The organism is Sphingomonas pokkalii (assembly GCF_003096275.1).
GTDB lineage: Bacteria > Pseudomonadota > Alphaproteobacteria > Sphingomonadales > Sphingomonadaceae > Sphingomonas > Sphingomonas pokkalii.
In genome coordinates this window covers 2,197,452-2,223,737 of record NZ_QENQ01000001.1, presented here as the reverse complement: position 1 = coordinate 2,223,737, position 26,286 = coordinate 2,197,452, and the positions used below count along the sequence as shown (strand labels likewise).

General features: G+C 65.0%; 28 protein-coding genes. 13 read left to right on the top strand and 15 right to left on the bottom strand.

Going from position 1 to position 26,286, the window contains the following annotated elements:
- Positions 1-41 precede the first annotated feature (41 nt).
- On the top strand, positions 42-734 hold the full coding sequence (queC, locus tag DD559_RS09965) for a 7-cyano-7-deazaguanine synthase QueC (RefSeq protein ID WP_116469041.1): 693 nt from the start codon (positions 42-44) through the stop codon (positions 732-734).
- Positions 731-1,363 carry a 7-carboxy-7-deazaguanine synthase gene (gene queE / locus DD559_RS09960; protein ID WP_116469040.1) on the top strand — a complete coding sequence of 211 codons (633 nt, stop codon included), beginning with the start codon at positions 731-733 and terminating at the stop codon, positions 1,361-1,363. The genes queC and queE overlap by 4 nt, the downstream gene beginning before the upstream one ends.
- A 50-nt stretch (positions 1,364-1,413) precedes the next feature.
- Here queE and DD559_RS09955 read toward each other — a convergent pair whose 3' ends face one another.
- From DD559_RS09955 to lipB, 3 genes are all read right to left on the bottom strand, one after another.
- Positions 1,414-2,094, bottom strand: a complete 681-nt coding sequence (locus DD559_RS09955) for a hypothetical protein (protein ID WP_116469039.1) — start codon at positions 2,092-2,094, stop codon at positions 1,414-1,416.
- 178 nt (positions 2,095-2,272) lie between these two features.
- Positions 2,273-2,497 carry a hypothetical protein gene (locus tag DD559_RS09950; RefSeq protein ID WP_116469038.1) on the bottom strand — a complete coding sequence of 75 codons (225 nt, stop codon included), beginning with the start codon at positions 2,495-2,497 and terminating at the stop codon, positions 2,273-2,275.
- A gap of 104 nt (positions 2,498-2,601) precedes the next feature.
- Positions 2,602-3,246, bottom strand: a complete 645-nt coding sequence (lipB, locus tag DD559_RS09945) for a lipoyl(octanoyl) transferase LipB (RefSeq protein WP_116470836.1) — start codon at positions 3,244-3,246, stop codon at positions 2,602-2,604.
- Positions 3,247-3,333: 87 nt separating this feature from the next.
- Between lipB and DD559_RS09940 the strand changes: the two genes are divergently transcribed.
- Complete coding sequence (locus DD559_RS09940; protein WP_116469037.1) at positions 3,334-4,167, top strand: DUF7847 domain-containing protein; 834 nt, start codon at positions 3,334-3,336, stop codon at positions 4,165-4,167.
- Positions 4,164-4,913 (top strand): hypothetical protein, encoded by a 750-nt coding sequence (locus DD559_RS09935; protein ID WP_116469036.1) that lies wholly within the window; start codon positions 4,164-4,166, stop codon positions 4,911-4,913. The genes DD559_RS09940 and DD559_RS09935 overlap by 4 nt, the downstream gene beginning before the upstream one ends.
- Here the strand turns inward: DD559_RS09935 and DD559_RS09930 are convergent.
- The 3 genes from DD559_RS09930 to DD559_RS09920 are packed head-to-tail and all read right to left on the bottom strand — an operon-like array spanning position 4,880 to position 6,766.
- Positions 4,880-5,476 carry a GNAT family N-acetyltransferase gene (locus DD559_RS09930; protein ID WP_116469035.1) on the bottom strand — a complete coding sequence of 199 codons (597 nt, stop codon included), beginning with the start codon at positions 5,474-5,476 and terminating at the stop codon, positions 4,880-4,882. The genes DD559_RS09935 and DD559_RS09930 overlap by 34 nt on opposite strands.
- Position 5,477: 1 nt before the next feature.
- Positions 5,478-6,311, bottom strand: a complete 834-nt coding sequence (hemF, locus tag DD559_RS09925; protein ID WP_206364566.1) for an oxygen-dependent coproporphyrinogen oxidase — start codon at positions 6,309-6,311, stop codon at positions 5,478-5,480.
- Positions 6,312-6,316: 5 nt separating this feature from the next.
- A complete protein-coding gene (locus tag DD559_RS09920) occupies positions 6,317-6,766 on the bottom strand; it encodes a tRNA (cytidine(34)-2'-O)-methyltransferase (protein ID WP_116469033.1) in 450 nt (149 codons plus the stop codon).
- Between the two features lie 215 nt (positions 6,767-6,981).
- Between DD559_RS09920 and petA the strand changes: the two genes are divergently transcribed.
- From petA to DD559_RS09900, 4 genes are read left to right on the top strand one after another with little or no spacing between them, the layout of a single operon-like run.
- Positions 6,982-7,566 carry a ubiquinol-cytochrome c reductase iron-sulfur subunit gene (petA, locus tag DD559_RS09915; protein WP_116469032.1) on the top strand — a complete coding sequence of 195 codons (585 nt, stop codon included), beginning with the start codon at positions 6,982-6,984 and terminating at the stop codon, positions 7,564-7,566.
- A gap of 12 nt (positions 7,567-7,578) precedes the next feature.
- Positions 7,579-8,868: a cytochrome b gene (locus DD559_RS09910; protein WP_116469031.1), complete on the top strand. Its 1,290-nt coding sequence runs from the start codon at positions 7,579-7,581 to the stop codon at positions 8,866-8,868.
- Between the two features lie 14 nt (positions 8,869-8,882).
- On the top strand, positions 8,883-9,719 hold the full coding sequence (locus DD559_RS09905) for a cytochrome c1 (protein WP_116469030.1): 837 nt from the start codon (positions 8,883-8,885) through the stop codon (positions 9,717-9,719).
- Positions 9,719-10,261 (top strand): adenine phosphoribosyltransferase, encoded by a 543-nt coding sequence (locus tag DD559_RS09900; RefSeq protein ID WP_116470835.1) that lies wholly within the window; start codon positions 9,719-9,721, stop codon positions 10,259-10,261. Before DD559_RS09905 ends, DD559_RS09900 begins: the two co-directional genes overlap by 1 nt.
- Before the next feature lie 76 nt (positions 10,262-10,337).
- Here the strand turns inward: DD559_RS09900 and DD559_RS09895 are convergent, their stop codons facing one another.
- Positions 10,338-10,859: a GNAT family N-acetyltransferase gene (locus tag DD559_RS09895; protein WP_116469029.1), complete on the bottom strand. Its 522-nt coding sequence runs from the start codon at positions 10,857-10,859 to the stop codon at positions 10,338-10,340.
- A 428-nt stretch (positions 10,860-11,287) separates the two neighbouring features.
- Between DD559_RS09895 and DD559_RS09890 the strand changes: the two genes are divergently transcribed.
- Complete coding sequence (locus DD559_RS09890) at positions 11,288-12,607, top strand: methyl-accepting chemotaxis protein (RefSeq protein ID WP_116469028.1); 1,320 nt, start codon at positions 11,288-11,290, stop codon at positions 12,605-12,607.
- 12 nt (positions 12,608-12,619) lie between these two features.
- Here the strand turns inward: DD559_RS09890 and DD559_RS09885 are convergent, their stop codons facing one another.
- The 4 genes from DD559_RS09885 to ychF form a co-directional block, all read right to left on the bottom strand.
- Positions 12,620-13,072 carry a MaoC family dehydratase gene (locus DD559_RS09885; protein ID WP_116469027.1) on the bottom strand — a complete coding sequence of 151 codons (453 nt, stop codon included), beginning with the start codon at positions 13,070-13,072 and terminating at the stop codon, positions 12,620-12,622.
- Between the two features lie 42 nt (positions 13,073-13,114).
- Positions 13,115-14,383 (bottom strand): alkaline phosphatase family protein, encoded by a 1,269-nt coding sequence (locus DD559_RS09880; protein ID WP_116469026.1) that lies wholly within the window; start codon positions 14,381-14,383, stop codon positions 13,115-13,117.
- A 23-nt stretch (positions 14,384-14,406) separates the two neighbouring features.
- Positions 14,407-16,191: a methyl-accepting chemotaxis protein gene (locus DD559_RS09875; protein WP_206364486.1), complete on the bottom strand. Its 1,785-nt coding sequence runs from the start codon at positions 16,189-16,191 to the stop codon at positions 14,407-14,409.
- A 189-nt stretch (positions 16,192-16,380) separates the two neighbouring features.
- Positions 16,381-17,478, bottom strand: a complete 1,098-nt coding sequence (gene ychF, locus DD559_RS09870; protein WP_116469024.1) for a redox-regulated ATPase YchF — start codon at positions 17,476-17,478, stop codon at positions 16,381-16,383.
- 190 nt (positions 17,479-17,668) lie between these two features.
- Between ychF and DD559_RS09865 the strand changes: the two genes are divergently transcribed.
- Complete coding sequence (locus DD559_RS09865) at positions 17,669-18,682, top strand: transferrin-binding protein-like solute binding protein (protein ID WP_116469023.1); 1,014 nt, start codon at positions 17,669-17,671, stop codon at positions 18,680-18,682.
- A gap of 285 nt (positions 18,683-18,967) precedes the next feature.
- Positions 18,968-19,378 carry a hypothetical protein gene (locus tag DD559_RS19645; protein WP_133243810.1) on the top strand — a complete coding sequence of 137 codons (411 nt, stop codon included), beginning with the start codon at positions 18,968-18,970 and terminating at the stop codon, positions 19,376-19,378.
- Positions 19,379-19,549: 171 nt separating this feature from the next.
- Here DD559_RS19645 and DD559_RS09860 read toward each other — a convergent pair whose 3' ends face one another.
- The 4 genes from DD559_RS09860 to DD559_RS09845 all read right to left on the bottom strand — a co-directional run bounded on the left by DD559_RS09860 (position 19,550) and on the right by DD559_RS09845 (position 22,324).
- Positions 19,550-19,981, bottom strand: a complete 432-nt coding sequence (locus tag DD559_RS09860) for an NIPSNAP family protein (protein ID WP_116470834.1) — start codon at positions 19,979-19,981, stop codon at positions 19,550-19,552.
- Between the two features lie 102 nt (positions 19,982-20,083).
- A complete protein-coding gene (gene pth, locus DD559_RS09855) occupies positions 20,084-20,653 on the bottom strand; it encodes an aminoacyl-tRNA hydrolase (protein WP_116469022.1) in 570 nt (189 codons plus the stop codon).
- An 82-nt stretch (positions 20,654-20,735) separates the two neighbouring features.
- Complete coding sequence (locus tag DD559_RS09850) at positions 20,736-21,338, bottom strand: 50S ribosomal protein L25/general stress protein Ctc (RefSeq protein ID WP_116469021.1); 603 nt, start codon at positions 21,336-21,338, stop codon at positions 20,736-20,738.
- 122 nt (positions 21,339-21,460) lie between these two features.
- Positions 21,461-22,324 (bottom strand): TraB/GumN family protein, encoded by an 864-nt coding sequence (locus tag DD559_RS09845; RefSeq protein WP_116469020.1) that lies wholly within the window; start codon positions 22,322-22,324, stop codon positions 21,461-21,463.
- 260 nt (positions 22,325-22,584) lie between these two features.
- On the opposite strand from DD559_RS09845, the gene DD559_RS09840 reads away from it, so the two are divergent.
- A complete protein-coding gene (locus tag DD559_RS09840; protein ID WP_116469019.1) occupies positions 22,585-23,451 on the top strand; it encodes a glycine--tRNA ligase subunit alpha in 867 nt (288 codons plus the stop codon).
- Between the two features lie 247 nt (positions 23,452-23,698).
- Complete coding sequence (glyS, locus tag DD559_RS09835) at positions 23,699-26,134, top strand: glycine--tRNA ligase subunit beta (protein ID WP_116469018.1); 2,436 nt, start codon at positions 23,699-23,701, stop codon at positions 26,132-26,134.
- The last annotated feature ends 152 nt before the right edge of the window (positions 26,135-26,286 follow it).

Here is a 26,286-nt window from a genome sequence, read left to right as displayed (position 1 = left end):
CTTCGGGGGCGGCCATTTTTTTTCGTGGCGGAAAGGACTAGATGGCGCCGATGACTCAAAGCATCGCCATCGCCCTGGTTTCGGGCGGACTCGATTCGATGGTATCCGCCGCGCGTGCTCGCGAGGACGGCCACCGTCTGCTCGCCCTTTCGATCGATTATAACCAGCGCCACAAGATCGAGCTCGCCGCCGCCGCGAAGATCGCCGCCACGCTCGGCGCCGAGCGCCACATCGTCCTGCCGCTGGATCTGCGCGCCTTTGGCGGCTCGGCGCTTACCGCCGATATCGATGTGCCGAAGACCGGCGTCGGCAGCGACATTCCGGTCACCTATGTACCGGCGCGCAACACCATCTTCCTCAGCCTGGCGCTCGGCTGGGCCGAGGCGGCGGGTGCGCGCGACCTGTATATCGGCGTCAACGCGCTCGATTATTCGGGCTATCCCGATTGTCGTCCGGAATTCATCGCCGGTTTCGAGAAACTGGCAGAGCTGGCGACCAAGGCGGGGGTAGAGGGCCATCCCTTCCGCATCCAGGCGCCGCTCCAGAACATGACCAAGGCCGACATCGTGCGCGAAGCGGCGCGGCTGGGGCTAGACGCCGGGCTCAGCTGGTCCTGCTATGATCCGACGCCGGAGGGGTTGCATTGCGGGCTGTGCGACAGCTGCCGGCTGCGGTCGCGCGGGTTCGAAGAGGCCGGGCTGCCCGATCCGACCCGCTACGCTGTCCACCCATGAGCTACGCCGTCAAGGAAATGTTCCTCACCCTGCAGGGGGAGGGCGTGAATGCCGGTGCGCGGGCGGTATTCGTGCGGTTCGCCGGGTGCAATCTCTGGTCGGGCCGGGAGGTCGACCGGGCTGCGGCGGTGTGCCGCTTCTGTGATACCGATTTCGTCGGCGTCGATGGTGCGGGCGGTGGGCGGTTCGCCGATGCCACGGCGCTGGCCGATGCGGCCGCGGCGCATTGGGGGCCGGACGGCACCGCGCGCTTCGTGGTGCTGACCGGCGGCGAGCCGATGCTGCAGGTCGATGATTCGCTGGTCGAGGCGCTGCACGCGCGGGGATTTCGAATCGCAATCGAAACGAATGGTACGTTGCCGGTGCACCCGGGGATCGATTGGGTCTGCGTCAGCCCCAAGGCGGGCAGCGTGGTGGTGCAGCAGCGCGGCAACGAGTTGAAGCTGGTCTGGCCGCAGCCCGGCACCGATCTGGAGGCGATCGAAGGCTGGGACTTCGGCCATTTCCTGGTGCAGCCGATGGACGATGCCGATGCCGCGGCCAACCGCGATGCGGCGATCGCGCTGGCCATGGCGCGGCCGCGATGGCGGCTGAGCCTGCAGACGCATAAGCTGCTCGGCCTGCGCTGAGCATGGTGGCGGGGATGGGGTGGCGCGGGCTACCCCATCCGCTATTTCACTCAGCGGGTGAGGGGGCCGCACTTGCGCGGATAATATTCCCCCTTGCGCCAGCACTTGTCGTCGCCAAAAGGCGGCAGAGGCCGTTGCGCCGGCAGGCTGATCGCGACGCGCCGGCTGCGGAAATATTGTTCGCCCCAGGCCGCCAGGCTCGAGCGGAGCTCGCGCATCCGGGCGATCGCCACGTCTCCCAGCTTGCCGCGCGGCGCGAACACCGCATCCCGGCCGATTGCGGCAGCCGTCTGGCAGAAAGATAGCTGGCCAGAGACGGTGGAGAAGCTTGAATAGATCCGCGTCCCGAACCGGTCCAGCTCGGTCTGTCCGGCCTTGGTGTTCTTCGCGGCTTTAATAAAATATTTCTCAAGCGTTCCGTATGATTGTCGAAGCTCGACTTCATGGTCGTCCAGAAGCGCATTGTAGTTCTCGAGCGTAAGCAATGTCGGCTCGAACTGACATTGCAGTGCCGCAACATTGAGTGCGGCACGCAGGCTCCAAACCAGCGCGGCGCGCAATTCGGCCGGGGTTGCCCCCGGCAGTCCGGGGCCGATCATGCCGGGCTCCGTGCCGGTAACCGGCGCGCCCGACAAATCTGCCGGTTTCAGGAAAAACTGGGCCGAGGCTGGTGCTGCAAGGCAGAATCCCGCCAGGGCCATGATGCTGAAACTGATACGACGAACGAGCATCCCGCCCTCATGCTTATGCTAAACCATGCTCGTTAGGGCGTTTCGATTCGTCGCCCAAGCCCCTTTTTTCGGATCGGCGCATTATGCGACGGATGGTTGGCGTTGCTGCATCGACACGTAAAAAGGGCCGCCCGGTTTCCCGGACGGCCCTTTTAATCAACACGCCAAAGCGCGATGATTACATCGCGTTGGTGGTGTTCTCAGCGGCAACGCCGTTGTCGGCAACACCGTTGTCAGCAACGCCGGCGTCAACGTTGGTCACCATCGCATCGGTGGTGTTCTCGGCAACGACGTCGGTGGTGTTGGTGACGTTGGTGCTCTCGTTGTTGGTGCACGCCGAGGCCAGGAGGGCCGCACCGGCGATCATCGAACCAGCAACGATCTTCGAAAGGACTGCACGCATGTAAATAGCTCCCTAGATAGTGGATTTGGACGACGGTTTACGCCGCTAATACCCAAACCGTGATGGACATTAGACGGTTCGAGGGACACCCTCAAGTCTCGAATTTATCCCGCGCCAGCCAGAGCCGCTAAAAACGGCGAAAATGTGGCGCGGAGTGCGGCATCGAAACGGTCCGTCGCAATCGGTTTGCCGAGCGCGGCGGCGCTGGTCACGGGGAATTCCGCGATTCCGCACGGTACGATACCGGTGAAATGGTTCAGATCGGGATCTAGATTGATGGCGAAACCGTGCAGTGTCACCCACTGCCGAATCCGCACGCCGATCGCACCGATCTTGGCTTCGGTTCCCCGATCGAGCGTCCAGATGCCGATCCGGCCCGGCGCGCGGAACGCTTCGATTCCGCATTCGCCTAGTGCTGCGATCACCCAGCCTTCGATGGCATGGACGTAATTGCGCACGTCGCGTTTGCGCGCGCGCAGGTCCAACACGACATAGCTGATCCGCTGGCCCGGGCCGTGATAGGTATAGCGGCCGCCGCGTCCGGTGCGGTGGACCGGGAAGCGCTGATCTAGCATCTCGGCGGGATCGGCGCTGGTGCCGGCGGTGTAGACGGGGGGATGTTCGAGCAGCCAGACCAGCTCGCGCCCCTCGCCACGGGTGACGGCGGCTGCGCGTGCCTCCATGCTGGCCAGAGCTTCGGCATAGTCGACGGGCCGCGGTTCCACCCGCCATTCGATCGTCTCGTCCATGGTTGCGCGATTGCGCCGATCCGCAGCCATTGGCAAGGCACCAGAGGACGGGGTAGAGACAGAGCCCGAATACAAGGATTTGGCCATATGGCGAAGATGGGGGCTGTCTGGGATCGGACGGCGGAGTTTCTGGGCGAACGGGCCGGGTTGCTGGTGCCGCTGGCGCTGGTGACGCTCGTCGCGCCCGCGGCGATCAGCGCGAACCTTTCGGCTGCGGCAGGACAGACGGGCATTGTCTATAGTGCGGCACTGGTCCTGCAATTGCTGCTCTGGCTGGTATCGCTCTGGGGTACACTGGTGGTGACGGGGCTCGCGGTCGGCGCGCCTGGTATCCGTGCGGCTGGCGTGGTGGCGCGGAATCGGTTGGTGGCGTCGCTGATCGTGACGCTTACGCTCAGCATCCTCGGCGGCGTGCTGATGATCCCGATCTTCCTTCTGCTGCTGTTCGCCGGCTATGATCTGACCGTGCTTGCCCGCATGAACGGGCCGGCGCCGATCGATCCGGCGACGGGGATGCGCATTGCAGCTTATATGATCCTGTTGGGCGCGGTGCTGATTGTGCTGTTCGTGCGCATGATCGTCGTGAATGCCGTGTTGCTGCGTGAAGGCGGGCTGTTCGGTTCGATTCGTCGTTCGTGGCAACTCACCCGTCGCCACACCTTCCGCATCCTCGGCGTGTTGATTCTATTCGTTGTCGTGACGGGGGTGTGCCAGCTCGCGGCGCAATCGGTGTTCGGCAGCGTGTTCGCCCTGTTGCTCGGCGGTGCCCGCACCGGCATGTCGCCGGCGCTGGTGCTCACCACCATCGTGACGGCGATCGTGCAGGCGGGGTTCATGGTGGTTTTCGCCGCCTTTCAGGGCACGCTCTATGTTGCACTGACGGGAGAGACGGGGCAGCCCGACCTGCACGCCGCCGCATGACCCCTCGTTTCGATGCCATCTTCGCCGATGCCGGCGCGCTGTGGCGCGCCGAGCGTTCCCTGTTGCTCCCGCTCGCGGGCATGTTCTTCCTGCTGCCGATGCTGGGGATCATCCTGCTGATCGCGGCCAGCGCGCCGCCGCTGGACCTGCCTGCGGACCAGGCCGCCGCAGCGCTCAGCGCCTTCTATCAGCGCTTCGGCCAGACCCACATCGTGCCGCTGGCATTGGCCAATGCGGCGATCGATTACGGCATCTTCATCATGCTCAACCTCTATCTGCAAGGTACCGGGCAGACGCTGGGCCGGGTGATGGTGCATGCCTTGCGCGCGCTGTTTCCGTTCCTCGTGCTGGAACTGCTCGTCGGGCTCGGCCTTTCGATCGGCGTCTCGTTGTTCGTGGTGCCCGGCCTGTTCGTGTTCGCGCGCACCTGGCTGGCGGCGCCGGCGCTGGCGGCGAATCCGCAGGCAGGGCTGATCGGCGCCCTTCGCCAGGGCTGGACGGGCAGCCGGGGCCTTGTCGGCTTTCTCCTGCTCGCGGTGACCGCCATCGTGTTCGTCGTGGGGATCGGCGCGATGGTGATCGGTAGCGTGATCGTCGGCTTGGTCGGGGGGCTGTTCGGCGGCGGCCTCGTCGCAGAGACGCTGAGTTTCCTGCTGATCGCAACGATCGGCGCAGGCATCTGGACGGCGCTGACGCTGCTGCGGCTTGCCGCCTACCGCGCCGTGCTTGCCAGACAGGGGATGTGAGGCGCCGCTTCCGGCGGCAGGATTCCGGCAAGGCGGGGATCGGCGAAGGTCTCGATCGTTCGTTGATAGGGCACGAAACCATGCCGGCGATAGAATTCCAGTGCCGCGGGGTGATCGAGCGTGCAGGTATGCACCCAGACACGCGTCACTTCTCTTCGCCACGCCAGCGCCAGGGCTTGGGCCATCAGCCAGCCGCCATGGCCTTGGCCGGTGAGTTCCGGCACCATCCCGACAAAGGATAGCTCGCAGGTTGCGGCGGTGCGATAGTCGAGTTCCAGCATCCCGACCTCCACGCCCGCGCGATCGACCACGGCATGGACGACGACCTGCGGATCATCGAGGATCGCCCGCAACCGCGCTTCTTCCATCACCAGCCGCGAGAACCACAGCCAGGGGGCGCCGATCCGTCGGAACAGCGTGCGATACTTCTCGCTCTCCGGCGCCGGCCAGTGAATCAGCCGGAACGGGGAGGGCGGGATCGGCCGGGGCCGAGGCCGCACCCGCATCTCCAGCGCGGTGACGATGGTGGCGATCTGATCGTTGGCAACCGGCAGCAGGCCCATCTCAGCTCCAGGCGGTCAGCGGCGGAAGGCTCATCAGGATCGCATCGACATTGCCGCCGGTCTTCAGCCCGAACAGCGTGCCGCGATCGTAGATCAGGTTGAATTCCGCATAGCGCCCGCGCCATTCGAGCTGCTGCTGGCGATCGGCATCGTCGAACGGCATGTGCATCCGGCGGCGGACAAGGCGCGGAAACACGTCGAGAAAGGCCCGGCCGACATCCTTGGTGAAAGCGAAATCCGCTTCCCAGTCGCTTTCGAGGTGATCGTAGAAGATGCCGCCGACGCCGCGATGCACCTTGCGATGGGGAATGTAGAAATAGTCGTCGGCCCATGCCTTGAAGCGCGGATAATGGGCCGGATCATGGGCATCGCACGCCGCCTGCAACCGCGCGTGGAAATCGGCGATATCCTCGGCATAGGGCAGCGGCGGATTGAGGTCCGCCCCGCCGCCGAACCAGCGCTTGGTGGTGGTGAGGAAGCGAGTGTTCATATGCACGGCGGGGACGTGCGGATTGGCCATGTGCGCGACCAGGCTGATGCCGGTGGCGAAGAAGCTGGGATCCTCGCCCGCGCCGTGGATGGTCTTGGCGAAATCACCCTCGAACGCGCCGCCGACGGTGGAGACGTTGACGCCCACCTTCTCGAAGACGTGACCCTTCATCACCCCGCGCACGCCGCCGCCGCCAGGCGCGCCGCTCGCATCGACGCGATCCCAGGGGAGATAGGTGAAGCTGGCATCCGATCCCGCCTCGCGCTCGATCGCTTCGAACTCGGCGCAGATCGAATCGCGCAGGCCCTCGAACCAGGTGCGCGCGCGCTGTTGCTGCTCGTCCATTGCGATCACTGCGGGAAACCCTCCGTCTGGCGTAATGCCTCGGCCAGACCGATGCCCGTTGCGACGGCGAGGTTCAAGGAGCGCAGCTCGGCGCGCATGGGGATACGCACCGCCAGATCCGCCCGGGCGTGAACAAAATCGGGTGCGCCGCTGCCTTCGGAGCCGAACAGCAGGGTATCGCCCGGTTCGAACCGCGCTTCCGGCAGGCGCACTCCGCCGCGCGTGGTGAACAGCACCAGCCGGCGAGGAACCCGCGCCTCGAAAGCCTTCCAATCGGCATGGCGAACCACCTCGGAGGCGGCATCATAGTCCATCGCCGCGCGTTTGCGGGCGCGATCGCTCCAGGGAAAACCCATAGGTTCGATCAGATCCACCGCCGCGCCCATACAGGCGGCGAGGCGCAATATCGTGCCGACATTTCCGGCGATTTCAGGTTGAAACAAGGCGATACGCATCGTGGCAACTCAAGTCGTTTTGCAGTGCAACATTACGGCGACGCCGATCCCGGATCGAACAGGAAATGAAAATCCCTGTTGGCAAACGCGCGTCGTGCCGTCTATCAAATCATCGATAGCCACCGGAATCCCGGCCGGCACTCGGCTTCGTTTCGTCCGCGTTCCTCTCTCCGCGGTTCTTTCGCGGAAGTGTTTCGAAGTGCAAGGGCTAGAGCATGGCAACGTTTGAAGAAGGCGTTTCTCCAGAACAGACCGTAGGCCCTGGTGGCGAAATTCTAGATAATCCGCGCCGTCGCGATTACCTGACCTATGCTGCCGCATCGGTGGCGGCGGTCGGCGCGGGGGTGGTGGTCCTGCCATTGGTGAATTCGATGAACCCGTCGGCCGATGTGCTGGCGCTCTCGACCACCGAGGTCAATCTGGCGGCGATCGAACCAGGCCAGGCGATCAAGGCAAGTTTCCGCAAACAGCCGCTGTTCGTGCGCAATCTCACGCCGAAGGAAATGGCGGAGGCCGATGCCGTGCCCGTTTCCAGCCTGCGCGATCCGCAGACGCTGGAGCAGCGTACTGCCGAAGGCCACAAGAACTGGCTGATCACGCTGGGCGTGTGCACCCATCTTGGCTGCGTCCCGCTGGGGGCGGGCGAAGGTGAGAATCGCGGGCCGTTCGGCGGCTATTTCTGCCCGTGTCACGGATCGGCCTATGATACCGCGGGCCGCATCCGGCAGGGGCCGGCACCGAAAAACCTCGAAGTACCAAAATATAATTTCACGTCCGACACCGTCGTCGTTGTTGGGTGAGGAGAGACCTGGATGAGCTTTCCCTGGGCGCGCCATTACGAGCCGAAAAACCCGGTGATGAAATGGGTGGACGAACGGCTGCCGCTGCCGCGGTTCGTCTATAACGCGATCGGCGCCGGCTATCCGGTACCGCGCAACCTCAACTATTTCTGGAACTTCGGCATCCTTGCCGGGCTGTCGCTGGTCATCCAGATTGTCACCGGCATCGTGTTGGCGATGCACTTTCACAGCTCGGCCGCCGGCGCGTTCGATTCGGTGAACGGCACGATCATGCGCGACGTGAACGCGGGCTGGTTCCTGCGCTTCGCCCACGCCAACGGCGCCAGCATGTTCTTCGTGGTGGTGTACATCCACATCTTCCGCGGCCTGCACTACGGATCGTACAAGGCACCGCGCGAAATGGTGTGGCTGCTCGGCGTGGTCATCTTCTTGCTGATGATGGCCACCGCCTTCATGGGCTATGTGCTCCCCTGGGGGCAGATGAGCTTCTGGGGGGCGCAGGTGATCACTGGCTTCTTCTCGGCGATCCCTGTGGTGGGCGACTGGATCCGCATCTGGCTGCTCGGCGGCTATGCGCCGGACGATGCGACGCTCAACCGCTTCTTCTCGCTCCACTATCTGCTGCCCTTCGTGATCGCGGGCGTGATCATCCTGCACATCTGGGCACTGCACATCCCGGGGTCGAACAACCCGACCGGCGTGGAGGTGAAGGGCGAGCAGGATACGGTGCCGTTCCACCCCTATTACACCGCCAAGGATGGCTTCGGGGTCGGCATCTTCCTGATCCTGTTCTCGACACTGATCTTCTTCTATCCGGACTATCTGGGCCACCCGGACAACTACATCCCGGCCAACCCGCTCTCGACGCCCGCGCATATCGTGCCCGAATGGTATTTCTGGCCCTTCTACGCGATCCTGCGCGCCTTCACCGCGGACTTCATCCTGCCGGCGAAGCTGTGGGGCGTGCTGGCGATGTTCGGCTCGATCCTGCTGCTGTTCTTCCTGCCCTGGCTCGATCGCTCGCCGGTGCGCTCGGCCAATTACCGGCCGATGTACCGCGTTGCCTTCTGGGTGCTGGTCGCCGACGTGCTGATCCTCGGCTGGTGCGGCGGGTCGCCGGCCGAGCCGCTGTACGTGATCATCAGCCAGATCGCGGCGGCATACTATTTCGCGCACTTCCTGATCATCGTGCCGATCATCTCGCGGATCGAGACGCCGCGCCCGCTGCCCAACTCCATCACCGAGGCGGTGCTGGGCGATGAAGGCGGATCGCGCATCACCGCCACCGCGGCGACGGCATAAGGGGGCCGGGAACCATGACGTCGATCTTCTTTCGCTCGATCAAGTTCCTGATCGGTGCCGGCTTCGTGTTCGTGCTGCTGCTGGCATTGCTCGGCAGCATCACCGGCCTGATCAACGAACCCCCAAAGCAGACTGCCGAACAGGCGCTGCACAAGCATCCCAAGGAACTCGAACTCGCGTCGAACGGGCCGCTCGGCAAGTTCGATACCGGCCAGCTCCAGCGCGGCTTCAAGGTCTACAAGGAGGTCTGCGCGACCTGCCACTCGCTGCACATGATTTCCTTCCGCAACCTCAAGGACCTGGGCTATAGCGATGCGCAGGTGAAGAAGATCGCCAAGGAATGGGCGATCAAGCAGCCCGTGTTCGACGAGAAGGCTGGCACCTGGGGCGAGCGCGACAATCTTCCTTCGGACCGCTTCCCCAAGGTCTATTATGCCGGCACCGGCAACCCGCCGGACCTCAGCCTGATCACCAAGGCGCGGCATGACGGGGCTGCCTATGTCCATTCGCTGCTGACCGGTTATGGCGAGAAGCCCGATCCGGCGGTGGCCGCCAAGTTCCCGGAGGCGATGAAGACGCCCGAGGGCATGCACTTCAACCCCTATTTCGCCAATCTCAACATCGCGATGCCGCCGCCGCTGGTGAGCGACGATCAGGTGAAATATGACGACGGCACCCGCGCTACCATCGATCAGATGGCGAAGGACGTCAGCGCCTTCCTGGTCTGGACCGCCGAACCGACGCTGCAGAAGCGGCACCAGGCAGGCCTTGCCGTCGTGATCTTCTTGCTGTTTGCCACGGGGCTCGCCTATGGCGCGTACCTCACTGTGTGGCGCGGCATGAAGCACTGATGGACCTGGACCAGAATAACGACATTCGCAGTCGCATCCGAACGATCCCCGACTTCCCGAAGCCGGGGATTCAGTTTCGTGACATCACTACGCTGTTGCTCGATGCGGAAGGCCTGAAGCTGACCATCGACCGGATGGCGGCGCAGGTTCAGGGACCGGTGGATCTGGTGGCCGGCATCGAGGCGCGCGGTTTCCTGTTCGCGTCCGCCCTTGCGATGCGGCTGGAAACCGGTGTTCTGCTCGTCCGAAAGGACGGCAAACTGCCCGGCGCGACGATTGCCGAGGATTATGCCCTGGAATATGGCACCGATCGGATCGCCATCCACGCGGATGCCTGTGCGCCGGGCGCCCGCGTGCTGCTGGTGGACGACCTGATTGCGACGGGCGGCACGGCGCGGGCTGCGGTGCGGTTGCTGCACAAGGCAGGTGCCGTGGTGGTCCAGGCTGCGTTCGTGGTTGACCTTCCGGAACTGGGCGGTGCCGCTGCGTTGCGCGACGATGGCGTCGCAGTATCGGCACTGGTCGTTTTCGAGGGGCATTGAGGGGCGCGATGACGCCGACGGCCCTTGCGTCGCCGTCACATGCTGCGTCCAGCGTGCGGTGTCGAGCGGGCGTCGATTACAGCGTCCTGATGTCGCGCCGCATCCAGCGGGCGCGAGGGCCATAGCCGGCCACTTTGGTGGCGAGCGTCGAGGTTACTATCGGCTCCGTAAATCCAAGCCGCTGCCAATAGGCGGCGGCGCCTTCCACCGCGATCAACTCGGCCTCCGCAATGCCGTCCCGTGCGGCCTGGCGAAGCGCGCGCTCGACGAGATGCGCGCCGATCCCCGATCCGCGCCCGAGCGCTGATACTGCCAGATCATGCAGAAACAGTACGTCGCGCGGCGCCGCAGGCGGCAGGATCGTGCCGACGGACGGCGGGGCTTCCCGCGCCCAGCCATGCGCGAGCAGATAGGCGATCAATGCATCGCCCTTGAACGCTGCGAGGCAATAGGTGGCGGCGATCTGCAACCTGCTGGCGAACGCCGCTTCGTCTTCGCGCAGGAACGCGGGATAACATTCCGCCTGAATTCGGAGCGCGGCCGGCAGATCCATTGGCGCGAGGGGGCGAACGATCAGCTTGTGCAGGCGCTCATACATGGTCCGGCGGTACCCAAGCGCGGCAGTTTCTGCCAGTCCGGCGTTCCGAGAGCATTTTCAAGTTGACCGTTTACGGTCAACGGCTCGGAAAATGCGGCAATCAACAACGTAGAGCGTCTTTGCCCAGGGGGAAAACGCTCAAGTCGGGCGAGGATTTGCTGCGATGCCGCGGAAGAGCGCGGCCACATGCTGTAAAATTCGCCGGGCCTTGGAAGCGCAATTGGTTAAAATGTGCACAAAGAATGTTTTCCGAGATTGCCGTCGATCCCCGAACGAAGATTGCCTCTATTTTGGTGCTGATTTTTTATCAATATAATAATTGGCTTGGAATTGATATCTAAGTGAAAATTCCTAAAGGTACGGTGTGTAACATTATGTTTCGTGTCCTCCTATGATGGATTGATAAGTATCAAATACAGGAGGCGTGGGTGCATTGGTTCAAGGCGAACGCACCGATCCGGCTGAAGCTGCTCATTGCCTTTGGTCTCTTCATCGGCCTTTTGACTGCGGCAATGCTCGCGAATGTGCTCTTGCCACCGCGGGTGTCGATGGAACTGGATGTCGGGCTGGTGCTTTTGGGCGTAGTGTGTGCATGGTGGCTGCGCGAGGCAATCGCGGTTCCCTATGTTACCACGGTTCTTCGCATGGAGGCACTGGCGGACGGCGACCTAGAGAGCCCGATCGCCTATACCGACTTTACCGATTGCGTCGGCCGTCTCACCCGCGCGATGGCCGCGTTCAAGGGCGCCGCGGAAAAGCAGATCGCGTTGAACACACTGGCCCAGGAACATGCGGCGGTAGTGCGCGGTATGAGCGCCTATTTCCAGCGACTGGCCGATGGTGATCTGCGCGCCAAGATCGTCGAGCACTATCCCGCCGAGTTCAGCGATCTGAAGGAGGGGTATAACAGCGCCATCGATCGTCTTCGGGACTTGATCCACGCGCTGACCGAAAGCACGAAATCGATCGAGGCCGGCAGCCGCGAAATCACCGAGGCATCGAGCGCGCTCGCCCGGCGCACCGAACAGGCTGCGGGCGAGCTGAGCAGCACGGCGGCAGCGGTGAAGCAGATCACTGGCGGCGTCCGCGAGACGGCGTCGGCTGCGGACCAGTCGCGCGCGGCCAGCGAAGCCGCCCGCAGTGCCGTTATTGAAGGCCGCAACCGCACCACCGCCGCGACCGTAGCGATGGATGCGGTCACCGAAAGTTCCCGTGCTATCGACGGGGTGATCGAGGGCCTCGAGAAGATCGCGTTCCAGACGCGCGTGCTCGCCATGAACGCCGCGGTGGAGGCCGGCCGCGCCGGTGAGGCCGGCCGCGGCTTTGCGGTCGTCGCCGATCTGGTGAGCTCGCTCGCGCTACGGGCGGAGGCGGAATCGGCGAGCGCCAAGGAGCAGCTGACCCGCGCGCGCGATGAGATCGACACGGCGGTAGCCGCGGTGGGCCTGATCGACGAGGCGTTTCAGGTGATCGAGGCGTCCACGGAGGATACTGCGCATCGTGCCGAGCAGATAGCCAGCGCCAGCCGCGAACAGGCGGAGGCCACCAACGCTGTTTCCGGCGCACTCAGTTCGATCGAGAACGGCATTCAGCAGAATGCGGCGATGGTGGAAGAGACCTCGGCCGCGACCACCAACCTGTTGCGGGAAGTGGAAGTGCTGAGCGGCCAGACGGATGCGTTCCGGCTCGAGCCGCAGGGTGGTAGGCGCCGCTCCAATCATGCGGTCCGCGTGTTGCAGGCGGCCTGAACCGGCGGCGGCTCAGTCCCGCACCGGTCTCCGCCCGATCAACGCGTTAGCGATAAAGGTCAGGACCGGTTCGTCCTGCTGGTTGAATGTCGTCATGCGGCTGCGGACGATGCCCATTTCCGGCCGGCTTTGCGATGCGCGCGCTTCCAGTACTTCCGTTTCGCAGCGGAGCGTATCGCCCGGAAATACCGGCTTCAGCCAGCGCAGTTCGTCGATGCCGGCCGCGCCTAGGCTCGCGACCGGCGCATCGGCATGATGCGCGACGAGCATGGCCATCGTCATCGCATTGGTGTGCCAGCCGCTGGCGGCCAGCCGCCCAAAATGCGTTGCCGCGGCTGCCTCGTCGGAAAGGTGGAAGGGCTGCGGATCATATTTGCGGGCGAAATCGAGCACTTCTTCCCGTGTTACGGGATAGCGACCGAAGCTTGCCCGATCGCCCACCTGGATATCGTCGAAATAGCGCATGGCAGCGAGTTTCAATCGAAAACCTGTCGCTAGCAAGCGGATTCAGCGGTGTTCCAGCCAGGGCCGGAATGGGGCGTCGCTACCGTCCATGCCTGGCCGAGGCGGCAGGCCGAGCAGATCGCGGAGCAATGGATAGATATCGACATTGTCGAACACGGGCACGCTGCCATGGCGGAAGGCGGGGCCGGCCGCGATGAACAGCGCAAGCATCTCGGGGGACTGGTTGTCATAGCCATGCGCGCCGCCGGCGAACGGCTTTTCCGGTGCCTTTTCCTGGATCAGCCATCCCATATCGGCCAGGCACAGGATCGGCGCGACGCGCGGGTTGCTGCCATAGCGGAAGCGGGCCGGGATATCTCTCTTGCGCCAGCATTGCATATGGGGATGCGGCACCAGCAACTGCCGTTCGACGAGCGCTTCCTTGCCCGGCGTCGGTACGATGGTGGCATAGGGGCCGGTTTCCAGCGCATGGTAGCTGTCCGCCGGCAGGCCGAGCGTCACCACCCGATCGCTGCTGGTTGCCCCCATGCCGTGATCGGCAACGATGATGAAATTGGCGGGCTGCCGCAGCGCCGCCAGCCCGTCGACCAGCGCGCCGATCTGGCTGTCGATGATCCCGGTTGCCTGCTGCACCTCCGCGCTGTCCGGCCCGTTTTCGTGCCCGACCACATCGACGCGATCGAAATAGAGCGTCAGCAGCCGCGGGCGGGTCGCCGCCGGGCGCCGCAGCCAATCGAGCACCGTGGCCACGCGCTGGGTTTCGGTGATCGCGTCGTTGAAGGCGAGCCAGTCCTGCGGACGCTCGCCGCCTTCCACCCTGGCATGGCCGCCTTTGACCAAGCGGCCGCCGAACGCAACTTCCGATCCCGGCCAGAACAAGGTCGCGGTGCGGATGCCGGCGCGTTCGGCATCGACCCAGATCGGCGGGGTTGCATTCCACCAGAAGGGATCGGTGTTCGCCATCGTGAAGATTTCGCCGGGGCGGGCAGCGTCCTCCATCCGGTTGCCGACCAGCCCGGTGTGATCGGGCACCATGCCCGTCACGATCGTCCAGTGGTTGGGGAATGTCTTGGTCGGAAAGCTCGGCCGCATCGGCCCGCTTATCCCGGCGGTCGCCAGCCGGGCGAGGTTGGGGGTAACGCCGCGGTGCAGATAATCGGCGCGGAACCCGTCGATCGAAATCAATATCGTCACCGGCGCGCGCGTCTCGGCTACTGCCGCGGGGGGCGTAGGGGCGATCGCGGGCGGGGTGGCACAGGCCTGGAGCAGCGCGACGAGTGCCGCGGCGACGACTCGGGAGGTCCAACGCATCACGGGCTGATGCCGCGAAATGGTTACGCTGAAAAGGCGGCAGCCATGGGGGACGCCCAGGCCGATCGCCCGGAACGGCTGATCGTGGCGGGGGTGTCCGCTTCGACGCGGAACGCCTCCGCGCCGCGCAACAGGGTTTCCGCCTCGCGATGGAGCGAGCGGGCCGCCGCCGATGCCTGTTCCACCATCGCCGCATTCTGCTGGGTTGCGGTTTCCATCGCCACCACCGATTGGGTGATTTCCGTGATCGCCGTTGCCTGCGACCGATTGTCTTCGCGCATGGCTTCGAGCAGGGCATGGACGCCGTCGAAATCCTCGACGAGCCCGGCAAGCGCTTCGTCAACGCGGCTGACTTCGCTGGCGGCGAGCGCGACTTCCACCTGGGTCTCGTTGATCAGCGACCGGCCGCGCTTGGCCTCTTCCTCAGCGCGCAGGGCCAGGGCCGAGACGAGATCGGCGACGACGGCAAAGCCCCGTCCCGTTTCCCCGGCGCGCCCGGCCTCCACCGCGGCGTTCATCGCGAGCACCCGCGTCTGGAAGGCGATCTTGTCCAACCCTTCGACCACGGTGTCGATGTCGTTCGCGCGCTGCGAGACATGCCGCATCGCCGCTGCCGCGGATTCCGCCGTGTTCCGTCCGGCGCGCACCGCGCTGGCGGCGGTATCGGCGCGCGTCATCGTTGCTTCTGCCGAATGCATGGTAGCTTTCAGGCGGTTCTCGATCAGCTGAATGGCGCCGCTGGTTTCCTGCAGGGCATGGGCGGTGCTTTCGGTGCGGCGGGCCAGGTCTTCGGAAGCGGTGGCGATCTCGCCCGATCCGGTGCCGACGTTGCGGGCGCTGCCGTTGACGGTGCGTAGCATGTCGCACAGCCGGGTGGCTGCGCGGTTGAAGCTGTCGCGCACCGGCTCCTGCGCGGCGGGGAAGGGCGTGGTCAACCGGTGGCGCATGTCGCCCTGTTCCAGCGCCGCCAACCCGTCGGCCAGCATTGTGCGGACCGAAGACTGTTCGGCCATGCGATCGGCGTCCTGTTGGGCACGGGTTGCCGCCGCGTCGTGGAAGCATTGCAGGGCGTGTGCGATTTCTCCCAGCTCGTCTTGCCGGTCGAGATAGGGAATTGGCGCATCGCGGCCGCGCGAAAGCGCGGTGGTGACCTGCGCGACATGCGACAGGGGGCGCACGACCCGGCCGATCAGCCACCAGGCGAAACCGGCGATCGTGCCGAGCAGCACCAGGCCAAGTCCTGCCAGCAGCAGCAGCGAGCGGCCCAGCGACTGGGCGGAGCTTTGCGCCAGATTGGCCTGTTCGGCAGCGGTTGCCTCGACCAGCGCATCGATGGCGTGGCGGTGCACCTCATACTCCCTGGTGAGCAAGGCGTAGCTTCGTTGCGCTGCCGATGCATCGCGCGCTTCCATGGCCGCGAGGAACGGGCCTTGCAGTTCTTGCCAGAATCGCTGGGCCGGCGCGTGCGCATCGACCAGGATTCGCCGTTTGAGCGCTTCGGGCAGAGCCGAGGTTGCCCATACGGCATGTCGATCGTCATATTGCCGGCGCAACGTGGCGAGCCGTGCGCGGGCAAGCGCCAGCCGGGCAGGATCGTGCAGCAGCAGCGTCGCTTGCAGATAGGGTTCGATCACATATTCGGGCGGGGGCAGGATATCGGCGTTCAGATCGGCCACCTGCATCGAGGCGAGGTGCATCGGCCCGCCCATGCGGATGGCATCGATCCGCCAAGCGGCGAGCGCGCATATCCCCAGCAGGAGAATCATCAGCGCCAGAGCGCCTGTCCGCACGCGTGCCGTTATCATCATTTGCGAAATCCCTACGCCGCCACATCGGCTGAAACGTTTGGGAAAAATTATAGAAGGGAGGGGGTTGCCCGGAGTGGAAACCTTTGCATCTTTTGGGGCTAATTGCGGCGAACCGAGTTCGGGCGGGCGATTTCCGCCGGGGGCGTCGATGCGCCCCCTCCCTACGCGACAGGGAGGGGCGCGCATCGATCAGCTATGCAGAAAGTGCATCACATCGCCGTCGTGGACGATATAGGCCTTGCCTTCGGCGCGAAGCTTGCCGGCTTCGCGCGCCTTGGCTTCGCCGCCGAGCGTGACGAAATCGTCATAGGCGATCGTTTCGGCGCGGATGAACCCCTTCTCGAAATCGCTGTGGATCTCGCCGGCGGCGTTGGGCGCGGTGGCGCCGCGATGGACGGTCCAGGCGCGCGCTTCCTTGGGGCCGACAGTGAAGAAGGTCAGGAGGTCGAGCAGCTTGTAGCCGGCGCGGATCACGCGGGCGAGGCCGGTTTCCTCCAGCCCCAGTTCGGACAGGAACTCGCCGCGCTCCTCCAGCGGCATGGTTGCGATCTCGGCCTCGATCGCCGCGGAGACGACTACTGCCTGGGCGCCTTCGGCTGTGGCCTTTGCGAACACCTTGGCGGAAAGGTCGTTGCCGTTCGCCGCGTCTTCCTCGTTGACGTTGCAGACATAGAGCACCGGCTTGGCGGTGAGTAGTTGGGCGAGTCGGAGGTGGCGGGCCTCATCCTCGTCCTTGGGAACGGTGAGACGCGCAGGCTTGCCGTCGCGCAGCAGCTCCAGCGCCTGGCCGAGCACACTGGCCGCGGCCTTGGCTTCCTTGTCCCCCTGCGCCGCTTTTTTGGCGAGGTTGGGCACGCGCTTTTCCAGGCTTTCGAGGTCGGAGAGCATCAGCTCGGTTTCGACCGTTTCGGCGTCGGCGATCGGATCGACGCGGTTGTCGACATGCTGGATGTCGTCATTCTCGAAGCAGCGCAGGACGTGGACGACCGCGTCCACTTCGCGGATGTTGCCGAGGAACTGGTTGCCCAGGCCTTCGCCCTTGCTGGCGCCGCGCACCAGTCCGGCGATGTCGACGAAGCCGAGCTGCGTCTCGATGATCTTCTGAGAGCCGGCGATCTCCGCCAGCTTGTTCAGGCGCGGATCCGGCACGGCGACGTTGCCGACGTTCGGCTCGATCGTGCAGAACGGATAATTGGCTGCCTGCGCCGCGGCCGTTTCGGTCAGCGCATTGAAAAGCGTGGACTTGCCGACATTGGGCAGGCCGACGATGCCGCAACGGAAACCCATTGGTAGTGTGATCCTGTCGTGATGGGCCGGCCATGCCGGCGATGATGGTGCGCTCGATAGGCCTATGGCGCGGCTTTTTCCAGTGCGGTGCAACCATCCACGCGTCTAGCCTTGACGCATCCCTGTTCACCTGGGGTACAGGGGCGACAAGTCTTTTCCTGTCCTGCGCAGGTTCTCGAGGAGTTTTCGTATGATTCGCCGTTATGTGATTGTGGGCGCCGCCGCGACTGCGGCCGTGCTGTCGAGCTGCAGCGGTGGCGGAAACTCCTCGCCCACGCCGACGCCGACCCCGACTTCTTCGGGCACCCCGACACCGACGCCGACCCCGACGGCGAGCTACACGGCCTTTCCGCTGGCCTCGGCAGCCGAGTTCAACACGCTCAACGCCACCACCAGCTACACCGGCGATCCGGCAACCGGCGCGGTGACGCTGGGCGTCACCTCGACGGAGACCTTGACCAACCGCGTCAAGCTGGCCGCGACGACGGACCTGACCAACGGTACCTTCGTGATGGACGAGGCTGCCGAGGAATCCCGCTTCACCGGCACCAATGTCACCACCACCGCGGCGCCGACCGTCACCGAATTCGTCTATCGCAGCGTGAGCACCGCAACCGCCGCGCAGGCCGGCAATTTCAGCCAGCTCGAAGTGCTCAACAATATCGGCGCAGCGACCGTCGAAACCAGCGACAGCCTGCTCAAATCGTTGAGCGTGCTGAGCTACGCCAACTGGTGGCGTGGCGATTCGACCGCCGGCCAGAAGCGCCTGACCTATTCGATCTGGGGCTATACGACGCTCGGCTTCGACATGCCGACAACCGGTACCGCCAGCTACACCACCCGGATCGTCGGCCGTGCGGTGAGCGTTGCCAACAGCGCGACCACGCTGAACCGGCTGGGCGGCACCGCGACGGTGACGGTCAACTTCGCCACCGGCCTGGTTTCGACCACCCTTAACCTGACGACGGTGCCGACGAGCGGTGCCGAGACCGCCTATGTGACGCTGAACGCGCAGGGCGCCATTCCGATCGGCCAGAACCAGTTCAGCGGCAGCTTCGCCAGCGGCGCGCCGGTAACCGGCACGATCGCCGGGGCCTTCTATGGCGCGAAGGGCGTGAACATGGGCATCGTGTTCGGTGCCTCCGGTACGATCAACGGTGCCGATACGCGGATCGTCGGCGAAGTGGTCGGCGTGAAGCAGTAAGCGCCTGCACCAGGATGGACGCAAGGGGCTCGGGAAACCGGGCCCCTTTTTCGTTGCAGCGGTAGGAGGGACGATAGCCTGTGGGTAGCGTTCCGGAGCGCGCGACGGCGCATGTCGCAGCAACCCGCACGCTAGGGCGGTTCTGCCGCGGGTGCATCCGCGACCACCGTAATGATTCCCCTTGCCGTGCATAGTTGCGGATCAGAATAGATAAGGTGTATAATTGTTGCAGGGATGTGTGAGCGTTGCGTGTTGTAGAATGACATTTCAGCATGGAGGCTTCCCATGTCATCCGATTGTGCACTTGCGAAATCAAACCCCTTCGAAATATATCAGGGGGAGTCGGCTGTTGCCGATATCGAAGCGCTCGGGCTTTCCGCATATTATTCCGCAGTTTCCATCGTTGTCGAAAAAGGAAGTGTATTTAACACCTTATCCTTAACATTCGGCAAGGGTGGAAGCTTTACCGGGAAAATCATTCCGCCAAATCTCGCAGCGGGGACCTATAAGGGCACTGCGGTTTTCTCAGCGAGCCCTTCGTCTTATGTCGGGCAGCAGATCATTGCCCTGGCGACGCAGGTCAAGGGTGTGAATACCATCAACTTCGCGACACCGAATGCCGTTATCGGGACGGTCATCAGCGCTGCGCTGGAAGTAGACTGTTGCGGAGGGCTTTTCTCGGCGTCGGCGTCCTAGGAGATTTATGGACTCGATCCGTAAAGTCGCTTGATAGGGGAAGGGGTCAGCGAGCCTGGCCTCTTTCTCCGCGTTCAGGGCGGTGTCCGGCAGATGCGCGGCATGTTGTCGGTGCGGCTGGAGACGGTCTGTCGGAAGGGTGGGTGGAACTCCTCGTGCCCTCGAAGTGCCTTATTGCTTGCCCGCGAGCGCAGGCGAATAATCCGCCATCGTCATGAAAATGCTCTCGACCTTGGTGACGATCTTGCCGTTCGCCTCGGATTCGGCGACCACCTTCTGCCATTCGGGATCGGCGCCGAACGCCTTCCAGTCCGCCTCGCGCGCTTCGCGGCTGGGATAGGCGAGGATGTAGACCACGCGGCCCTCGGGCGCATCCGGCCGGGGCAGTTCGTTCCAATAGGCGACGTTGCGCATGCCGTGCTTCGCGAACAGATTGAGCGTGTGGTTGCGGAAGCGGGCGTTGAGCGCCTCCGCCTTGCCCGGCGCCGGATAGTAGATGCGCAGCTCATAGACCGGCTGTGGCGCCGAGGCGGGTGCGGTCTGGGCCGCGGCGGGCACGGCGAGGGGAAGGAGGGCGAGCAGGGCAGGCAGGATCAGGCGCATCGGGCATCCCTTCATCGGCGGTTGCCGCAGGATGGCACGGGCGGTGCCGCCGTTCCATCGCAACCTCTTTGATTCAAGGTAAGAACCCGGAGCGCCCGGTGCTCAGTCCTGCATCCGCCGCGCGACTTCGTTCATGAACCGCACGTCGTCCCCCGCGGCCAGCCAGGAGGCCTCGGCGGCGATCGCGCCGAGCATGTCGGACAAAGGCTCGATCTCCGCCTTGGCATAGTTGCCGAGGACATAGCCGGTCACCCGGTCCTTGTGCCCGGGATGGCCGATGCCAAGGCGCACCCGGCGGAACTCGGGCCCGAGATGCGCGTCGGTCGAGCGGAGGCCGTTATGCCCCGCGGTGCCGCCGCCGCGCTTCACCTTCACCTTCATCGGCAGCAGGTCGAGCTCGTCGTGGAAGACGGTCACGTCCTCGGGGCTGAGCTTGTAGAAATCCATCGCGGCGCGCACCGCGCGGCCGCTTTCGTTCATGAAGGTGCCCGGCTTGAGCAGCACGATCTTGTCGGTGCCGATCCGGCCTTCCTGGGTCCAGCCCTGGAACTGCTTCTTCGGCGCGGAGAAGCCATGCACTTCGGCCAGCGCGTCGAGCGCCATGAAGCCGACATTGTGGCGGTGCATCGCATATTGCGGCCCCGGATTGCCGAGACCCACCCATAGCTGCATCACCCACACTCCCCGAAAAAGAAAATCGCCCCCGCACCTAGGGTGCGGAGGCGATCTTTTGAACCCGTGAAGGGAAGGCCGATCAGCCCTCGGCCGACTCGGCTTCCGCTTCGCCGTCTGCCGACTTCAGCGCCGACGGCGCGACGACGGTGGCGATGGTGAAGTCGCGATCGGTGATCGCCGGGGTCGCGCCCTTGGGCAGGGTCACGGCCGAGATGTGCAGCGAATCGCCGACTTCGAGGCCCTTGACCGAGATCTCGACCTGGTCGGGGATCTCTGCCGCGTCGACCACCAGCTCCAGCTCGTGGCGGACGATGTTGAGCACGCCGCCGCGCTTCAGGCCGGGGGCCAGCTCTTCGTCGACGAACACGATCGGCACTTCGACGGTGACGGTCGCGTGCTCGGAGATGCGCAGGAAGTCGACATGGAGCGGGCGGTCGGTCACGACGTCGAAGGCGACGTCCTTGGCCAGCGTGCGCTCGCCGTTGACCATGATCACCGAGTTGAAGAAGTGGCCGGTGTTCAGCAGCTTCTGCAGTTCACGCTCGTTGACGTGAATGCTCTTCGGATCCTGCTTGTTGCCATAGATCACGGCGGGGACGCGGCCTTCACGACGCAGCGCCCGGGAGGCTCCCTTGCCAGCCCGGTCGCGCGTTTCGGCCGACAGCGTAAGCGTGTCGCTCATGTGTCGATTTCCAATGCGCTAAATGTTTCAACGTGCATGCCGATACAGGCCTCCAGGGATGACCCTGTGCCGGCAAGCGCGCGCCTATAGTCGAGACGGCGGCGAATCGCAAGGCAGGGGACTCATTGCAACCGCTCGACCTTCAGGCCGGCCTGGCCAAGCATCGCCAGCACGCTGTCGCCGCCGGCCAGGTGCCCCGCGCCCACGGCAACGAAGACGGTGCCGGGCGTGTGCATCCGCGCGGCGATCCAGTCCGCCCAGTTGCGGTTGCGCTGGACGAGCAGGGTGGCGCGCAGCTCCGGGTTCTTGGCGAGATCGGCGTTGAGCAGCTGGGCCAGGGCATCGGCATCGCCCTTGCTCCAGGCGGTGATCATCGCATCGATCTGCGTGCCGCTGCGGGGCAGGCCGTTCAGCGTCTCGGTGAGCAGACGCGTCTGGGCGGGGGCGGAGAGATGGTCGAAATAGCCGAACTGCTGCGCGGCGGTCTCCAGCCCCTTTACCTGCTTGCCGGCTTTGGTCGCGGCGGCTTGCAGCACCGTTTCGGCGCCGTTCGCATCGTCATAGCCGAGCTTCTGGAGCGGCAGCAGCGAAAGTGTGAGCGCGGCCAGCCAGGGTTCGTCGCGGTCGAGCGCCTGCGGGGGCAGGCCGGCCTGGCGCAGCGTATCCGTCAGCCGGGCATGTTCCGGCGCGGGGAGGGTGGCGACCGTCGGGTCGCCTGGGGTCCTGCCGAGCGTGTCGAGCAGCGCCTGCGTTTCCGCCTGGGGCGGCATCACCAGTTCGAGCACCAGCGTGTCGCTGGCGTCGAAGGCGGTGCGGACCGGTCCTTCAAACCAGCGCAACCCGGCGGGCAGCAGATGCACCGTGCCGAACAGATAGACGGTCGTATCGCCGTCACGCACCGCCCACAGCGCGGGCTTGGCCTCGCGTGGGGCGGTGCCGCAGCTGCCGAGGAGGAACAGGGCGGCGAGGAGGAGGGCGCGGAACATGGCGGCCTTGTGACTGCTCCCACGGCCAAGTTCAACAATCGTCCCCCTGGCGGGGGAGGTGGGCCGCGCGAGCGGGCCGGAGGGGGAGGATGCCAGAACCACGGCCGTCGTGCTTCCTCCCCCTCCTTCAGGCTGCGCCTGACACCTCCCCCTGGCGGGGGAGGATGGGGGAGCGGTTGACCCCCTCGGCGCCCTGCGCCAAAGCGCTCCCCAAACCTTACAGGGTGACCAACTTGTCCGAACCTCTCAGCTTCCAGCGCATGATCCTGACGCTCCATGATTATTGGAGCACGCGCGGCTGCCTGATCCTCCAGCCCTATGACATGCGCATGGGTGCCGGCACCTTCCACCCCGCCACGACGCTGCGCGCGCTGGGGCCGGAGCCGTGGAACGCCGCCTTCGTCCAGCCCTGCCGCCGCCCGACCGACGGCCGCTATGGCGAGAACCCCAACCGGCTCCAGCATTACTACCAGTATCAGGTGATCCTGAAGCCGAGCCCGCCCGACCTGCAGGAGCTGTACCTGGGCTCGCTCGCCGCGATCGGCATCGACTTCACCCGCCATGACATCCGCTTCGTCGAGGACGATTGGGAATCGCCGACCCTCGGCGCCTGGGGCCTGGGCTGGGAAGTGTGGTGCGACGGGATGGAAGTCACCCAGTTCACCTATTTCCAGCAGATGGGCGGGTTCGACTGCAAGCCGGTGGCGGGCGAGTTGACCTACGGGCTCGAACGGCTCGCCATGTACATCCAGAACAAGGACAGCGTGTACGATCTCGCCTTCAACGACGCCGGCGTGACGTACGGCGACGTGTTCCTGGAGAATGAGCGCGAGATGTCGACGTGGAACTTCGAGATCGCCGATACCGACGCGCTGTTCGACCTGTTCCGCAAGGCCGCGGCCGAGTGCGAGCGCTCGCTGGAGGCCAGGCTGCCGATCCCGGCCTATGAGCAGGCGATCGAGGCGAGCCACATCTTCAACCTGCTGAACGCGCGCGGCGTGATTTCGGTGGCGGAGCGCCAGGCCTATATCGGCCGGGTGCGCGATCTGGCGAAGGGCGCGTGCACGGCGTGGATCGAGAAGAAGAGCCCCGAGTGGGAAGCCGCGTACCCTGGGTGGGCGGCGTGATGCGCCTTTCGTTCACGCGAAGGCGCGAAGGCGCGAAGAAGTTTTGGGTTCACGCGGAGGCGCGGAGACGCGGAGTCAGTACCCGCCGCGCGAGCGGCCCTCTGTCGGTCGCGGCCGCCACGTCTCGCTCGATGATTTGGGCGGCTGACGCCGCCGCGCGGACTGCACCCTCCGCGTCTCCGCGCCTCCGCGTGAACCAATCTTCTTCCTTCCTTTGCGCCTTCGCGCCTTTGCGTGAAAAGAAATCATGACCGACTTCCTCCTCGAGCTCCGCTCCGAAGAAATCCCCGCCCGCATGCAGGAAAAGGCGCGGGAGGATCTCGCGCGCCTGTTCGCCGCCGAGCTGGACAAGGCCGGCCTCAAGGCCGCCGAGGTCGTGTCCTACGCCACGCCGCGCCGGCTGGCGCTGATCCTCAAGGGCCTGCCCGAGCAGACCGCCGCCGTTTCCGAGGAGACCAAGGGCCCGCGCGTCGGCGCGCCGCCCCAGGCGCTCGAAGGCTTCCTCCGCAAGACCGGCCTCACCGCCGACCAGCTGGTCGAGCGCGACGGCGTGCTGTTCGCGATCGTCGACAAGCCCGGCCGGGCGACCGCCGAGGTGCTGGCCGCTGCGATCCCCGCGGTGATCCGCGCCTTCCCCTGGCCCAAGTCGATGCGCTGGGGGGCGGATTCGCTTTCCACCGAAAGCCTGCGCTGGGTGCGCCCGCTCCAGGGCATCGTCGCGCTGTTCGGCAGCGAGGTGGTGCCGTGCGAGATCGCCGGCGTTGCCAGCGGTGCGGCGACGGTGGGGCATCGCTTCCACCATCCGGGTGCGATCACGATCGGTTCGGCCGACGACTATGTCGAGAAGCTGCGCGCCTGCCATGTGATCGTCGACGGCGCCGAGCGGCGCAACATCATCGCGCTGGGCGCCAAGATGGCGGCGCAGAAGGCCGGGCTCAGCCTGATCGAGGACGAGGGCCTGCTCTATGAGAATGCCGGGCTGACCGAATGGCCGATGCCGCTGCTCGGCCGCTTCGACGAGGCCTTCCTGGCCGTGCCGCCCGAGGTGATCCAGCTCACCGCGCGGGTGAACCAAAAGTATTTCGTGTGCCGCGATTCTGCCGGCAAGCTGGCCAACGCGTTCGTCTGCGTGGCGAATATCGACGCGGCCGATGGCGGCGAGAAGATCGTCGCGGGCAACCAGAAGGTGCTGGCGGCGCGGCTGAGCGACGCGCGCTTCTTCTACGAAACGGATCTGAAGGTGAAGCTGGCCGATCAGGCGGTGAAGCTGGAGAAGATCGTCTTCCACGAAAAGCTGGGCACGGTGGCCGACAAGGTCGAGCGTGTCGCCAAGCTCGCGCGCTGGCTGGTGGAGAGTGGGGTCGTCATTTCTCCCTCTCCCCTTGTGGGAGAGGGAAGGGGCCCATCGCGCAGCGATGGGAAGGGTGAGGGGGACTTGGATGCCGCATCCCCCACTCCCCCTCACCCTTCCGCGCCTTCGGCGCTCCCTCCCTCTCCCACAAGGGGAGAGGGAGAATTGGCCACCCTCGCCGAACGCGCCGCGCGGCTCGCCAAGGCGGACCTCGTCACCGGCATGGTCGGCGAGTTCCCCGAGCTGCAGGGCCTGATGGGCGGCTATTACGCCGCCGCGCAAGGACAAGAGCCGGCGGTCGCCGCGGCGATCCGCGACCACTACAAGCCGGTCGGGCAGGGCGACGACGTCCCCACCGATCCGGTGACGGTGGCGGTGGCGTTGGCGGACAAGCTGGATACGTTGGCTCGCTTCTTCTTGGTCGAAGAAAAGCCGACTGGTTCGCGGGATCCCTACGCGCTGCGCCGGGCTGCCCTTGGTGTTGTTTCGACGGTCACGCAAAACTCGATACGTCTCCCGCTGCGTAGCGCTATTACTGAGGCGGTGGTTTCTCTTCTTCCCTCGGAGGAGGCTGCAACGCTTGCTCCATTGGTGCGGGATTTTGAGACAATCGAGAGAATGGCTGGGCGTGGAGGGCTTAGCGATTCTGGTGAGACGAATATGGTCGAGCGCTGGGATGAGAACGCTGCGGAAATCACCCGCAAGGGGCGAATGGCTCGCGAGAAGGCGACTGCCGACCTCCTCGACTTCTTCGCCGATCGCCTCAAGGTTCAGCAGCGCGAGGCCGGTGTCCGCCACGACCTGATCGACGCGGTGTTCGCGCTCGGTGGCGAGGACGATCTCGTCCGGCTGCTCGAGCGGGTGAAGGCGCTGCAGGCGTTCGTCGGTACCGAGGACGGCGCCAACCTGCTCGCCGGCTACAAGCGCGCGGCGAACATCCTCAAGAAGGAAGGCGTCGCCACTGCCAGTGCTCCTGCGAAAGCAGGAGCCCAGGGTAGCGAAGGGCAGGGCAACCCTGGGCCCCTGCTTTCGCAGGGGCACGAAGTCGCGCAGCACGCGTCCGGATTCGCCTATGATCCCGAACCCGCCGAGGCCGCGCTTGCCGCCGCGCTCGACGCGGCCGAGCCCAAGGCGACTGCCGCGATCGAAGCAGAGGACTTCGAAGGCGCGATGGCCGCGCTCGCGATCCTGCGCGCGCCGATCGATGCGTTCTTCGATTCCGTGACCGTCAACGACGCCGATCCGGTGAAACGCGCCGCGCGTCTGAGCCTGCTGGCGCGGATGCGTGATGCAGTGCACAAGGTGGCGGACTTCGCAAAAATCGAAGGTTGAGCGCTTAATTGTACGATTAATCATCGGTTAAATTGGCCAGAAACTGCCATTGTCCTGAAATAAACCGGCACCGACAACGCAATCAGCGGTTCCTGAGTCTTCGCAGCTGCGGTAGCGGCCCCTTGTCTTCAAAGGGGCGCTTTCGATCGGAA